The organism is Bradyrhizobium sp. 215_C5_N1_1 (assembly GCF_052075935.1).
Taxonomy (GTDB): Bacteria; Pseudomonadota; Alphaproteobacteria; order Rhizobiales; family Xanthobacteraceae; genus Bradyrhizobium; species Bradyrhizobium barranii.
Map to the genome: position 1 here is coordinate 3,404,661 of NZ_CP197228.1, position 12,937 is coordinate 3,417,597.

General features: G+C 64.8%; 14 protein-coding genes. 5 read left to right on the forward strand and 9 right to left on the reverse strand.

Going from position 1 to position 12,937, the window contains the following annotated elements; translation table 11 throughout:
* Window positions 1–85: 85 nt before the first annotated feature.
* Complete coding sequence (locus AB7G19_RS16020) at window positions 86–1,324, forward strand: MFS transporter (RefSeq protein ID WP_283016954.1); 1,239 nt, start codon at window positions 86–88, stop codon at window positions 1,322–1,324.
* 210 nt (window positions 1,325–1,534) lie between these two features.
* On the opposite strand, the gene AB7G19_RS16025 is transcribed toward AB7G19_RS16020, so the two are convergent.
* From AB7G19_RS16025 to AB7G19_RS16055, 7 genes are all read right to left on the reverse strand, one after another.
* Window positions 1,535–2,293 (reverse strand): SDR family oxidoreductase, encoded by a 759-nt coding sequence (locus AB7G19_RS16025; RefSeq protein ID WP_028150002.1) that lies wholly within the window; start codon window positions 2,291–2,293, stop codon window positions 1,535–1,537.
* Between the two features lie 33 nt (window positions 2,294–2,326).
* A complete protein-coding gene (locus AB7G19_RS16030) occupies window positions 2,327–3,085 on the reverse strand; it encodes a proteasome-type protease (RefSeq protein WP_283016953.1) in 759 nt (252 codons plus the stop codon).
* A gap of 114 nt (window positions 3,086–3,199) precedes the next feature.
* A complete protein-coding gene (locus tag AB7G19_RS16035; protein ID WP_283016952.1) occupies window positions 3,200–3,607 on the reverse strand; it encodes a carboxymuconolactone decarboxylase family protein in 408 nt (135 codons plus the stop codon).
* 54 nt (window positions 3,608–3,661) lie between these two features.
* Window positions 3,662–4,861: an acyl-CoA dehydrogenase family protein gene (locus AB7G19_RS16040; protein WP_283016951.1), complete on the reverse strand. Its 1,200-nt coding sequence runs from the start codon at window positions 4,859–4,861 to the stop codon at window positions 3,662–3,664.
* 150 nt (window positions 4,862–5,011) lie between these two features.
* A complete protein-coding gene (locus tag AB7G19_RS16045; protein ID WP_283016950.1) occupies window positions 5,012–5,860 on the reverse strand; it encodes a transglutaminase family protein in 849 nt (282 codons plus the stop codon).
* Between the two features lie 169 nt (window positions 5,861–6,029).
* Window positions 6,030–6,974 carry an alpha-E domain-containing protein gene (locus tag AB7G19_RS16050; protein ID WP_028150006.1) on the reverse strand — a complete coding sequence of 315 codons (945 nt, stop codon included), beginning with the start codon at window positions 6,972–6,974 and terminating at the stop codon, window positions 6,030–6,032.
* A gap of 4 nt (window positions 6,975–6,978) precedes the next feature.
* A complete protein-coding gene (locus AB7G19_RS16055) occupies window positions 6,979–8,397 on the reverse strand; it encodes a circularly permuted type 2 ATP-grasp protein (RefSeq protein ID WP_354102221.1) in 1,419 nt (472 codons plus the stop codon).
* A 277-nt stretch (window positions 8,398–8,674) separates the two neighbouring features.
* Between AB7G19_RS16055 and AB7G19_RS16060 the strand changes: the two genes are divergently transcribed.
* From AB7G19_RS16060 to AB7G19_RS16070, 3 genes are all read left to right on the forward strand, one after another.
* Entirely contained in the window at window positions 8,675–9,412 is a 738-nt protein-coding gene (locus AB7G19_RS16060; protein ID WP_166091725.1) for a competence/damage-inducible protein A, read from the forward strand.
* 38 nt (window positions 9,413–9,450) lie between these two features.
* Window positions 9,451–9,978 (forward strand): xanthine phosphoribosyltransferase, encoded by a 528-nt coding sequence (gpt, locus tag AB7G19_RS16065; RefSeq protein WP_028150009.1) that lies wholly within the window; start codon window positions 9,451–9,453, stop codon window positions 9,976–9,978.
* Between the two features lie 86 nt (window positions 9,979–10,064).
* The gene (locus AB7G19_RS16070; RefSeq protein WP_135216894.1) at window positions 10,065–10,685 is read left to right on the forward strand and encodes a hypothetical protein; all 621 of its coding nucleotides are present in this window, start codon (window positions 10,065–10,067) and stop codon (window positions 10,683–10,685) included.
* 37 nt (window positions 10,686–10,722) lie between these two features.
* Here AB7G19_RS16070 and AB7G19_RS16075 read toward each other — a convergent pair whose 3' ends face one another.
* A complete protein-coding gene (locus AB7G19_RS16075) occupies window positions 10,723–10,953 on the reverse strand; it encodes a hypothetical protein (RefSeq protein WP_063982454.1) in 231 nt (76 codons plus the stop codon).
* The gene (locus AB7G19_RS16080; protein WP_354102220.1) at window positions 10,953–11,975 is read right to left on the reverse strand and encodes a methionine synthase; all 1,023 of its coding nucleotides are present in this window, start codon (window positions 11,973–11,975) and stop codon (window positions 10,953–10,955) included. The genes AB7G19_RS16075 and AB7G19_RS16080 overlap by 1 nt, the downstream gene beginning before the upstream one ends.
* Before the next feature lie 110 nt (window positions 11,976–12,085).
* On the opposite strand from AB7G19_RS16080, the gene AB7G19_RS16085 reads away from it, so the two are divergent.
* Window positions 12,086–12,787 (forward strand): glutathione S-transferase N-terminal domain-containing protein, encoded by a 702-nt coding sequence (locus AB7G19_RS16085; protein WP_354102219.1) that lies wholly within the window; start codon window positions 12,086–12,088, stop codon window positions 12,785–12,787.
* Window positions 12,788–12,937 lie beyond the last annotated feature (150 nt).

The following is a 12,937-nucleotide window of genomic DNA, read 5'->3' on the forward strand; positions in this document are numbered from 1 at the left end:
CCGCTGTTGACAAGCAGGTGCGCCTCAGTCACGCGAGGGCACGTCGACATCAGGGGGCGGACGGTCCAGGGTGACCCAAGAGGCGATGCCAGAGCAGCCAATATCAGCCAGTCCGCCGGTCAGTGCCCGCGCGCTCCTCGCCCACCGCGCTTTCCTGTTCTTCCTGCTCTCGCGCAGCCTGTCGCGCTTTTCCAGCCAGATCGCGGCGGTCGCGATCGGCTGGCAGATCTATGATCTCACCGGCTCGGCCTTCGATCTCGGCATGGTCGGCCTCGTGCAGTTCCTGCCCACCGCGCTTCTGGTGTTCGTCGCCGGCCACGCCGCCGACCGTTTCGAGCGCAAGCGCGTGGTCCAGCTCTGCCAGCTCGTGGAAGCCGCCACCGCGCTCTATCTCGCAATCATCACCTATCTCGGCCTGGTCAGCGAGGTGCAGATCTTCATCGCGACCTTCGTGCTCGGCATTGCCGGCGCCTTCGAGAGCCCGACCACCGCGGCTCTCTTGCCGCTGATCGCGCCGCAGGGATCGCTCCAGCGCGCAACCGCAGTCGCGAGCGGCGCGGGGCAGGTCGCGACCATCACGGGTCCGGCGCTCGGCGGCTTTGCCTATGCGGTCGCGCCGCATCTTGCCTTTGCCGTGATGCTGCTGTTCTGGATTCTCGGGATGATTTTGACTGGCTTCATCCGGCCGCGCCCGCAGGCGGTCTCCAAGGAGGGGACGGACGCCGACAACATCTTCGCCGGCGTCCGCTTCATCCGCAGCAATCCGGCGATCCTCGGCACCATCTCGCTCGATCTGTTTGCCGTGCTGTTCGGCGGCGTCACCGCGCTGTTGCCGATCTATGCCCGCGACATCCTCCAGACCGGCCCGATGGGGCTCGGGATCTTGCGCGCCGCGCCCGCGGTCGGTGCGCTGCTGATGACCATGGTGCTCGCGCGTCACGCCATCTCGCGGCATGTGGGCCTGCGCATGTTCCAGGCTGTGATCGTGTTCGGCGTCGCCACGGTCGTGTTCGCGCTGTCGTCGTGGATGTGGCTGTCGGTGTTGTCGCTCGCGGTTCTGGGCGCCGCCGACACGATCAGCGTCGTGATCCGCTTCTCGCTGGTGCAGCTCTCAACCCCCGACGAGATGCGCGGCCGGGTCGGCGCGGTGAACTTCCTCTTCATCAACGCCTCCAACCAGCTCGGCCAGTTCGAGAGCGGCGTCGCAGCCGCGCTGCTCGGCGCGATGCCTGCGGCCGTGCTCGGCGGCGTCTGCACCGTCGCGGTCGCGCTGCTGTGGATGAAGCTGTTTCCGGCGCTGCGGCAGGTGGAGAGCTTGGAGTAGGGCTCCGCTCTATCATCCGTCGTTGCGAGGAGCAAAGCGACGAAGCAATCCAGAATCTCTCCGCGGAAACACCCTGGATTGCTTCGCTGCGCTCGCAATGACGATTGTGGAGGCAGCGCGGGGATTTAGCCGACGTCACCGCGTTTGCCAAAGGCAAGTCGCAACCCCACGCCGCCTACTGTGCATGGGGTTGTTTTTCACTTTTTTAGTTCAGCCCCGTCCGACAAACGGCATCTTGGTCGCCATGACCGTCATGGTCAGCACGTTGGCATCGAGCGGCAGGCCGGCCATGTAGGCGACGGCGTCGCCGACCGCCTTGGCGTCCATGCGCGGCTCGTGCTTGGTGGTGCCGTCGGGCTGCAGCACGCCGGGGCCGTTGACCATGCGATCGGTCATGGGCGTCGCGGCATTGCCGATGTCGACCTGGCCGACCGCGATGTCGTACATGCGGCCGTCGAGGTTGGAGGCCTTGGTGAGGCCCGTGATGGCGTGCTTGGTCGAGGTATAGGCCGCCGAGAACGGACGCGGCGCGTGCGCCGAGATCGAGCCGTTGTTGATGATGCGGCCGCCGCGCGGGCTCTGGTCCTTCATGATGCGGAAGGCGTGCTGGGTGCACAGGAACGGGCCGGTGAGGTTGGTGTTCACCACCGCCTGCCACTGCTCGAGGCTGAGATCCTCGAAGTTCACCGCCGGCGCGCCCATGCCGGCATTGTTGAACAGCACGTCGAGCCGGCCGTAGGTCGCCTTCACCTTGTCGAACAGCGCGGCAATGGAGTCCGGCTTGGTCATGTCCGCGGTGACGCACAGGCTCTTGCCCGCGGGGCCGAGCTTCGCGGTCTCCTCGAGCATGTCGAGCCGGCGCCCGACCAGCACCACGGTGAAGCCGATGTTCATCAACGCCAGCGACGCCGCGCGCCCGACACCAGTGCCCGCGCCCGTCACCACTGCGATCTTGTTTGCTTCACTCATCGTTTCCTGCCTTTTCTCTCTTCAAGTTGGCTGTCAGGTTTTTGGTTCTTTTTCGTTCTTGTAGGGCGGCCGCGGAATGTTCTGATGCGCCGCGCGCAAGGCCGCCGACCAGCGCGAGCGCAGGTCGTGGAAATAGGGCTCGCCCGCCTCGATGCGGTGGTTGAGATCGGCATCACAGGCGTCTGCACGCACCACCAGCACGTCGATCGGCAGCCCAACGCCGAGATTGGAGCGCATGGTCGAGTCCATCGAGATCAGGCTGGTCTTCAGCGCCTCGTAGAGCTCGACGTCGTAATGCATGGCGCGGTCGAGCACCGGCTTGCCGTATTTGTGCTCGCCGATCTGCAGGTAGGGCGTGTCCGTGGTGCACTCGATGAAATTGCCGGCGGTGTAGACCATGAACAGGCGCATGCGCGCGCCCTTGATCTGGCCTCCGAACAGGAAGGAGACGTCGAAGGAGACGTCTTCGGATCTCAGCGCCGGTCCTTCGGTCGCGTGCACCGCCCGGATCGCCCGGCCGATGCGCTGGGCGGCCTGGAACATGGTCGGCGCGTTCATCAGCGTCTCGATCTCGCCCGTGGTGGGGTCCTCCAGGCCTTCGGTCAGTGTCGACAGCACCGACTGGCTGATGGCGAGGTTACCGGCGCTGGCGATCGCCATGATGCGGTCGCCGGGTTTGGAGAAGATGTGGAGCTTGCGGAAGGTCGAGACATTGTCGAGCCCGGCATTGGTTCGGGTGTCGGCGATCATCACCAGACCGTCCCGAACCAGGATTCCGCAACAATAGGTCATTTCCCGTCCCCGAACGCGTTTGCGCGGAATTACTAGCCAATTTCGGGGAGGCATGAAACCCCCGATTCCCCGGGGGAGGTCGTCATTCTCCGGCGAAACGGTTGTCTCTGCCGCTCATTCAGCGGCATCGACGAGAAACGCCTCGTCGACGGGGACGCCGAGCGCCGTGACCAGCCGGTTGGTCTCCGCGGCCATGCCGACGATGGCGAGCATCTCGCCATATTCGGCCTCGGTCATGCCCTTGGCCCGTGCGCCCGCGGTGTGCGAATGGATGCAGTAGCTGCAGCCATGCGCGATCGAGACCGCGACATAGAGCATTTCCTTGATCTTGGGATCGAGCGCGCCGGGTGCCATCACCTCCTTGATGCTCTCCCAGGTCCGCCGCAGCGTCTTCGGATCATGCGCCAGCGCGCGCCAGAAATTGTTGACGAAGTCCGACTTCCGCACCTTGCGGATATCGTCGAAAACGGCGCGCGCCTCGGCGGAGAGTTCATCGTCCGAAAGCAGCTTTACGGTCGCCATGGGGTACCTCGCGGGGTCAGGTCTGATCCCGCGAGTGTAGCACGGCTCGAGCGCTCAGCCGGCATGCCCGGCCGAGCGGCGCAAGGCCAGCTTGCCGACGTCGACATATTGCCGCTGCTGCGCATGGGCGTGCTGCGCCCCGACGTGAACGTCGCGCAGGCGCCGCTGCAGCGGCGAGCTGTCGTAGACCGCGCTGCTTCCGGCCAGCGCAAAACAGGCATCCGCGATGCCGACGCAGGTCGTGGCGAGCCAGACCGCGGATCGGGCGCCCTCGATCATGAGGTCTTCGTCTCTCAGGGTGCCGGCGATCGCGCGGCGCCAGTGGCTGGCGATCTGCACCTCGAGCAAGGCCTGCGCAGCCCGGAGGTCGGCGGAAATCCGGCCGAGCTCGTACTGGAAGGTCTCGGACTCCCGCATCGGGACGGCCGCATACAATTGCTGCCTCCCGGTATGGGCCAGCGCAAGCAAGTCGTCGACAGTGCCTTCGGCGAGACCCACCGAGAATGCGCCGTGCACCAATGGCAACCATTGCCGCAACGCCTGATAGAGCGGACCCGACATGCGAGGGGGAGCTTCGACATCGAAGACATGGGTCTCGGGAACCAGCGTCTCCCGTAGCGTGATGTGATGGCTGCCGGTGCCCTTCAGCCCTGCCGCGTGCCAGGTGTCCTCGATCTCCCAGTCACGCGCCGGCAGCACAGCGACGCGAACCTGCGGCTTGCCTTGCGGGCCGGGGACCGGCTTGCCATTTTCGGTGACGATGCAGAACCCGCCGATCCAGTCGGCGTGGGTGCAACTGCTGGCGAACGGCCAGCGGCCCTTGACGCGATAGCCGTCGGCCACGCGCTCTGCCGTTCCACCCGGTTGGGATGAGCCGCAGATCGCCACGTCCGGACCGTCCTTATAAATTTGCTGGTACAGTTCAGGGTGTGCTGCGGCGGCGAAAAGGCTGCCGACTCCGCCGACAATCGAGATCCAGCCGATCGAGCCGTCGAGCTGGGTCAGTGCCTTGATAACCTCCAGTCCGGCCGGAAAATCCAGCTCCAGCCCGCCTTGGCTGCGCGGAACGAACATCCGGAAGAGCCCGATCGACCGCAGCCGTTCCACGAGGTCGGACGGGACGCGGCGTGCGGCTTCGATCTCCGCGGCGCGGGCCTTGATCTCGGGAGCCAACTCCCGGATCCCCGCAAGCATGTCTTGGTGGGGATCGCGCAGGGGCACGGAATGCTTCTTGTTCTTTTCGTGAAGCCGCATCTGTCTCAACCTCTGTTGCGGAAACGGATCACAACGGAGGTTGAAGAGATGGCGCTACGGGACGGTTTCAGCGCGGGCCGTCGTCGATTACAGCTGTAACGCTGCGACGTGATTGCGCCGCAGATGCCTCGTGACGAGATACCGCAGCGCCTAGCTTTGCCGCTGTGACTGCGACTGCGATTGCCCGCCGCGGCCGGCCTGCTCGACCTTCACGGCCACCGTCAGCGTCTCCGCACCGCCGCCATAGCGGGTGCCGCGCACGGGGGCTGCGCCGAGATAGTCGAGCCCGATCGCAACGCGGACATGGGCGTCGGTGGTGCAGATGCAGTTGGCGGGATCGAAGCCGACCCAGCCGAGACCGTCGACGTAAGCTTCCGCCCAGGCATGGCCGGCATCCTGGTGCACCGTGCCGTCCGAGCGCAGGAAATGGCCGGAGACGAAGCGCGCCGGCACGCCGCCGCTGCGGGCGCAGGCGATGAAGATATGCGCGTAGTCCTGGCAGACGCCGCGCTTGAGCGTGAACGCTTCGGCCGCCGAGGTGCCGCTGTTGGTCGGATCCTCGTCGAAGGTCATGTGATCGCTGATTTGCGTCATCAGCGTGTGCAGGAAGCCGAGCGTGTCTCTCTCGGCCTCGCTGCGCAACTGCCGCGCGACCGCCGTCATCGCCGGATTGACGGTGGTGAGGTCGGTGGCGCGCAAGAACATGCCGGCCGGAAAGCGCTCGTCGGCGCCGCGCAGCACGCCGCCGGTGTCGTGGGTCTCGATCAGGCCCTCGGCGGTGATCTTGATGTCGCCGACGGGTCCGCAGGACAGCACATGGGTGACGTTGCCGAAGGCATCCTCATGGGTGTCGAGCTTGGTGTCAGTCGAGACGTCGATCTGCCACTCCGCCACATACTGCCCGTCATGGCTGCCGGGCGTCATGCGCAGGATCTGGATCACGCTGGTGGCCGGCGGCTCGTAGCGATAGGTCGTGGTGTGCAGGATTCGCAGGCGCATGGTGGACCGTGAAGTTAGTGGTTAGACCCGCTGCCTATTGCGAAGAAGCTCGTCATGCCCGGGCTTGTCCCGGCCATCCACGATCTTCCTCGCCGCGCAAAAGCAAGAACGTGGATGGCCGGGACAAGCCCGGCCATGACGATATCCCGTTTTCGTCAGCCGGGGGACATCAGATCAAATACTGCTTCGTGATGATTTCGCCCAGCCTGGAATTGTCCGTGATGAATTCCTGAATGAATTCATGCACGCCGTGCTGGAAAATGTCGTTCATATTGCTGTGTTCCAGCCGGTTGCGGATGCCGCGGGCATGGCGCTGGGCGGGGCCCTGGCGGCCGTAGGCGACGCCGATCTGGTCGAGGTTGCGCACGAGATTGCCGTAGCAGCTTGCCAGTGAGCGCGGCAGCGTGTCGTTGAGGATGAGCAGGTCCGCAATCAGCCACGGCTTCAGCGTCTCGCGATAGACCCAGTGATAGGCTGTCAGCGCCGAGACCGAGCGCAGGATCGAGCTCCACTGATAGAAGTCGAGCGGGCCGCCGACATGCTCCTCCTCGGGCAGCAGCACATGGTACTTCACGTCGAGGATGCGCGCGGTGTTGTCGGCGCGCTCCAGATGCACGCCCATCCGCGAGAACCAGTAGGCGTCGTTGCGCAGCATGGTCCGGTAGGCCGAGCCGTCGAAGCGCAGCGAAGTCTCCTGCACGAAGCGCAGGAATTTGGCGAGATCCTCGCGCGTGGAGGTGCCCTTGCTCCAGACCTCCTGGAGTTCGATCCAGGCCGAGTTGATGGTGTCCCACATCTCGCTGGTGAGCGCGGTGCGCACCGAGCGCGAGTTCAGCCGCGCCGCCTCGATGCAGTTCCTGATCGATGATGGATTGCTTGCCGAGAACGAGAGGTAGTCGACGACGTTGTGCTCGTTGGCGACTTCGTATTGCTGATAGAAGCTCGCGGCGACGCCGGCGGTGAGAAGCGCCGAGTCCCATTCATTGGTCTTGCCGATATAGGCGGCGGGAAGCGCGGTGACGCGCAGCGTCGCATCGATGGTGCGCGCGAGATATTCGGCCCGTTCGACATAGCGGGCGAGCCAGTAGAGGTTTTCGGCGGTACGCGACAGCATCTGACTACTCGTCCAGGATCCAGGTGTCTTTGGTGCCGCCGCCCTGGCTCGAATTCACCACCAGGGAGCCTTCCTTGAGCGCGACCCGTGTCAGCCCTCCGGGCACGATCGTGGTGCTCTTGCTGCCGGTGAGCACGAAGGGGCGCAGGTCAACGTGGCGTGGCGCGAGGCCGCTTGCCGTACAGGTCGGGCAGGTCGAGAGCGCCAGCGTCGGCTGCGCGATAAAACCTTCCGGCTCGCGCTTGAGCTTTTCGCGGAAGGCCTCGATCGTCGCTTTCGTCGCGGCGGGGCCGATCAGCATGCCGTAGCCGCCGGAGCCGTGGACCTCCTTCACGACGAGCTCGCCGAGATTGTCGAGCACATAGGCAAGGTCCTTCGGCTCGCGGCAACGCCACGTCGGCACGTTCTTCAGGATCGGCTCCTCGCCGAGATAGAATTTCACGATGTCCGGCATGTAGGAGTAGATCGCCTTGTCGTCGGCGATGCCGGTGCCGACCGCATTGGCGAGCGTGATGTTGCCGGCCGCATAGGCCGACATCAGCCCGGGCACGCCGAGCACGGAGTCGGGACGGAAGGTGAGGGGGTCGATGAAATCGTCGTCGACGCGGCGATAGATCACGTCGATCCGCTTCACTCCCTCGGTCGTCCGCATGAACACTTCGTTGTTCTTGACGATGAGATCGCGGCCTTCGACCAGTTCGATGCCGAGCTTGTCGGCAAGGAAGGAGTGCTCGTAGTAGGCCGAATTGTAGACGCCGGGCGTGAGCAGGGCGACGGTCGGCTCGCCGGAGGCGCCTTGCGGCGCCACCGAACGCAGCGCGGAGAGCAGTTCGTCCGGATAGCGTTCGACCGGAGCCACCCTGTGGCGGGCGAACAGGTCCGGAAACAACCGCATCATGATCTCGCGGTTTTCCAGCATGTAGGACACACCCGACGGCGTACGGGCATTGTCCTCCAGCACGATGAAGTCCTCGGCATCGATCCGGACGATGTCGATGCCGGCGATGTGCACGTAGACGTCGTGCGGCACCTGCTGGCCGTTCATCTCGGGGCGGAACACCGGGTTCTGGAAGATCAGGTCGTCGGGCACGACCTCGGCGCGCAGGATGTCGCGGCCGTGATAGATGTCGCGCAGGAACATGTTGAGCGCGCGCACGCGCTGCTTCAGGCCCTTCTCCAGCAACGCCCATTCCTTGCCGGACATGATTCGCGGGATCACGTCGAAGGGGATCAGGCGCTCGGTGGATTCGGAATCGCCATAGACGGCAAAGGTGATGCCGATGCGGCGGAACAGGAGCTCGGCCTCCTGGCGGCGATATTCGAGCGCCTCGGGAGGCGTCTCCTTGAGCCAGCGCGCCAGCTCCTGATAGGCGGGGCGAAGGTCCCCGCCGGGAATGTTCATTTCATCAAACGCGACTGCCATAGATCCCGACTTGTCTCCGCAAGGCGTTGCGCCATTCGACAGGTCGCTAGGCCTTGGTGAAGACCGCAACGTCCTGGCCATGCGGCAAGAGTGCATGACTCTGAGGAGGTAGCAAGGGCTGGGCCAGCGCGATAAGCATGGAGTTGTGGCATTTGCCGGGGACAGCCGGGAGGGTGCCTCAAAAAATGGCTGAGGACTGCTTATTTCGGCAGCAAAACCGCGTGACTTCAACGCGTTACCTCGGCAAAGTCGGGCCGACAGGTGAGGGACTTAAGGTATGAGCGACATCGTCACGGCGGGCATTCTGGTCATCGGGGATGAAATCCTGTCCGGCCGCACCAAGGACAAGAATATCGGCTTCATCGCCGAATACCTGACCAATATCGGCATCGACCTGAAGGAAGTCCGGGTCGTCTCCGACGACGAGGACGACATCATCGCGGCGTTGGATGCACTGCGGCATCGCTACGCCTATGTCTTCACCACCGGCGGCATCGGGCCAACCCATGACGACATCACCGCCGACAGCGTCGCCAAGGCGTTCGGCGTCGGCATCGACCACCATCCGGAGGTCGTCGCCCGCTTCCGCGAGCGCTGGAGCGAGCAGGACCTCAACGAGGCCCGCCTGCGCATGGCCCGCATCCCCGATGGCGCCGAGCTGATCCAGAGCGCGACCATCCTCGCCCCCGGCTTCAAGATCGGCAACGTCATCGTGATGGCCGGCGTGCCCTCGATCATGCAGGCGATGATGGACATCGTCTCGCCCAAGCTGAAGTCGGGCGTGCGTATGCTCTCCGAATCGGTCCGCGCCAATGCGCGCGAAGGTGACATCGGCAGCCCGCTGCGCGCGATCGCCGCCGCCCATCCCGACACCATCATCGGCAGCTATCCGTTCATGGACGAAGATCAGAAGCCGAACACCAATCTGGTGGTGCGCTCGCGCGACGCGGACAAGCTGGCAGCGGCGATGGCGGCGGTGAAGGAAATGCTGGCAGGATTGAACATCACCCGGTAGCAGAATGGCTGCCGGATGAAGATTGGCAGGAGACAACAATGGCTGGCGAAGCACCGGAACTGAGCGCGCAGGAGCGGGCCGGCAAGGCCTTTCCTGTTTCGTGGGACCAGTTCCACCGCGACTGCCGGGCGCTGACCTGGCGGCTCAACGAGGTCGGCCCGTTCCACGCCGTCATCGCGATCACCCGCGGCGGGCTGGTGCCGGCCGCGATCGTGGCGCGCGAGCTCGGTGTCCGCATCATCGATACGGTCTGCATCGCCAGCTACGACCACGACAAGCAGGGCGAGCTCCAGGTCCTCAAGGGCATGTCCGAGGCGGCGATGAAGCTCGGCGGCGGCACGGGGAAAGGGCTGTTGATCGTCGACGACCTCGTCGACACCGGCAAGACCGGCAGGCTGGTGCGCGACATGCTGCCCGATGCGCATTTCGCCACCGTCTACGCCAAGCCGAAGGGACGCCCGCTGGTCGACACCTTCATCACGGAAGTCTCGCAGGACACCTGGATCTTCTTCCCCTGGGACACCGCGCTGTCCTACCACCCGCCGCTGCGCGACGGCGCGGCGTGAGGGAAGCGACGAAGCAAGCCAGACGATTTCCGCAGACGCATTTCTGGATTGCCTCGCTTCGCTCGCAATGACAGGTGGAGGTGGCCATGCCCCTGCAAAACCGTGTCACGCCGACCGGCGACATCATCGCCACGCCGCACCGTGGCCTGTTCACCGGCAATCGCGGCATCATCCATGATCCCGCGACCAGGACGCTGCTCAAGAAGCGGTGGTCGTCGCCGGCCTGGCTCACCTGTGTTTGCGAATTCCGCGGCCGCCGTCGCGAGGTGATGACGACGCATAGCTGGACCGAGCTGTTCTTCCTCGACGAGGCCACCGCGCTCGCCGCCGGCCATCGCCCCTGCTTCTACTGCCGCCGTGACGACGCCAATCGCTTCCGGGCCGCGTGGGAGAAGGGCAACCGCGTCCGTGACGTTCGCATGCACGATATCGACACGGTGCTGCACCACGAGCGGCTCGATCACGGCAAGAAGCGGCTTCACGCGCTGCTGGTGCCGCTCGACCAGCTTCCAGACGGCGCGATGCTGCAGCAGGGCGAGGAAAGCTTTCTGCTGATGCGGGGCGGGACGCTGTTGTGGTCGACGGCGGGTTATGTTGAAGGCGCGCGAGAGCTTGACGATGCGCAGTTGCTGACCCCGCCATCGACGCTGCGCGCGATGAGCGCCGGCTATGAGGTCACATTGCACCCCAGCGCGCACCGCGCCTGACCGTCCCCGCAAGGGGGGGAAAGCAGCGAGCGTGTGGCTATTTCAGCGGCCGCCCCTGCTCATCCACTGTCGTCCGCGCATCGCGCAGCGCCCATTCGCGCATGATCTGGCGGCAGCGGGTGAGCTCGGCCTCGGTTGCCGTACCCGTATCCTTGGACGCACGCTCGACCATGGCCTTGCAATTCAGCAGCACCGAGCGATCCTCCGCGCGCGCAGCGAATGTGATCCCCGCAAGAGCCGTGACGACGAGTGCCGTTCGGAGCACCATCACCCCAGCTTCTCGCGCGCCAGCGCGGCACCGGCGCCGAGCGCCATCAGCTTGGCCTCGGCGATCTCCCGCCGCATCGGCGCCATGCCGCAATTGGTGGTGGCGATGATGTTGCCCTTGGGAACGAACTTCGACACCGCGTCGATCACCTGCACGACGTCCTCGGCCGTCTCCACCGTGTCGCTGGCGACGTCGATCACGCCGGCCTGCACGATCTTGGTCTTGAGCAGCGCGAGCAGGTCGAGCGGCACCTTCGAGTTGCGGCACTCGATCGCGACCTGCTGGATCGGGCTCGCGTCGATCGCCGGAAAGATCTGCTCGTACTGCCGCCACTGCGCGCCGAGCGTCTCCTTCCAGTCTGTGTTGGCCTTGATGCCGTAGCCGTAGCAGATGTGCACGGCGGTGGCGCAGGTCAGCCCCTGCGCGGCACGCTCCAGCGCCTTGATGCCCCAGTCGTTGACCTCGTCCATGTAGACGTTGAAGGCGGGCTCGTCGAACTGCACGAGATCGACGCCGTCGGCCTGCAATGCCTTGGCTTCCTCGTTGAGGAGATCGGCGAAGGCAAAGGCCATCTTGACGCGATCACCGTAGTAGCGGTCCGCAATCGTGTCGATGATGGTCATCGGGCCGGGCAGGGTGAACTTCAGCTTCTTCTTCGTGTGCGTGCGCGCCACGCGCGCCTCGTCGGCATGAACACGACCTTTGAGCTGAAGCGGCGCGACCACCTGCGGCACCATCGCCTTGTAGCGGTCCTTGCGGATGCCCATCTCGACCTTGTGGGCGAAATCGATGCCGTCGATCTTCTCCAGGAAGCCGTGCACGAAATGCTGGCGGGCCTGCTCGCCCTCCGTGACGATGTCGATGCCGGCATCCTCCTGGACCTTGACGGCAAGCATCGTCGCGTCGCGCTTGGCGCGGAGTAGCTCGGCGCCTTGCGACTTCCAGGGTGCCCAGAGCATGTTCGGCTCGGCGAGCCATTCCGGCTTCGGCAAGGAGCCGGCGATCGTGGTTGGAAACAGCATGGCGGCTCTCCCGGCAGGTTGTGTTGCGCCCCTTCCTGCCATGTCTTAACGTCAAGGTACAGAACAACAAAAGTCGCTCTCTATTCCATTGGCGACGACAGGGAAGGGCGATGATCGACCTCTTTTATGCGCCGACGCCGAACGGCTGGAAAATCTCGATCATGCTGGAGGAACTCGGGCTCCCCTATAACGTGAAGCCCGTCAATATCCGCGCCGGCGAGCAGTTCAGCCCCGAATTTCTGGCGGTCTCCCCCAACAATCGCATTCCCGCGATCGTCGACCACGCACCCGCCGACGGCGGTGCGCCGTTCTCGGCGTTCGAGACCGGCGCGATCCTGATTTACCTCGCCGAGAAGACCGGCCGCTTCCTGGCCAGCGATCTGCGCTGTCGCTCGACGACCATCCAGTGGGTGATGTGGCAGATGGCGGGCCTCGGGCCGATGCTCGGCCAGCACGGCCATTTCGCGCTCTATGCGGCGGAAAAGATCCCTTATGCGATTGAGCGTTACCGCGACGAGGCCGCGCGGCTCTATGGCGTGCTCGACCGGCAGTTGGCCAAGACCGGCGCCTATGTCGCCGGCGACTATTCCATCGCGGACATCGCCTGCTTCCCCTGGACCATGACCCACAAGGCGCAGGGCTTTACGCTCGACGACTATCCGAACGTGAAACGCTGGTACGCCGAGGTGCGCGCACGGCCGCAGGTGCAGGCGGGGCTTGCGATCGGCAAGTTCGTGAAAGAGCCGTTCGACGAGGAATCACGCAAGATCATGTTCGGACAGCGTGCCAGGGAAGTGCTGGGAAAGAAGTAGGCTGCTCGCCCCATCGTCATTGCGAGGAGCGAAGCGACGAAGCAATCCAGACTGGTTCCGCGGAAAGATTCTGGATTGCTTCGCTTCCGCCGTCGCTCTTCGAGCTATGGCGGACAAGTCGCTCGCAATGACGGGGATAGAGCACGACAA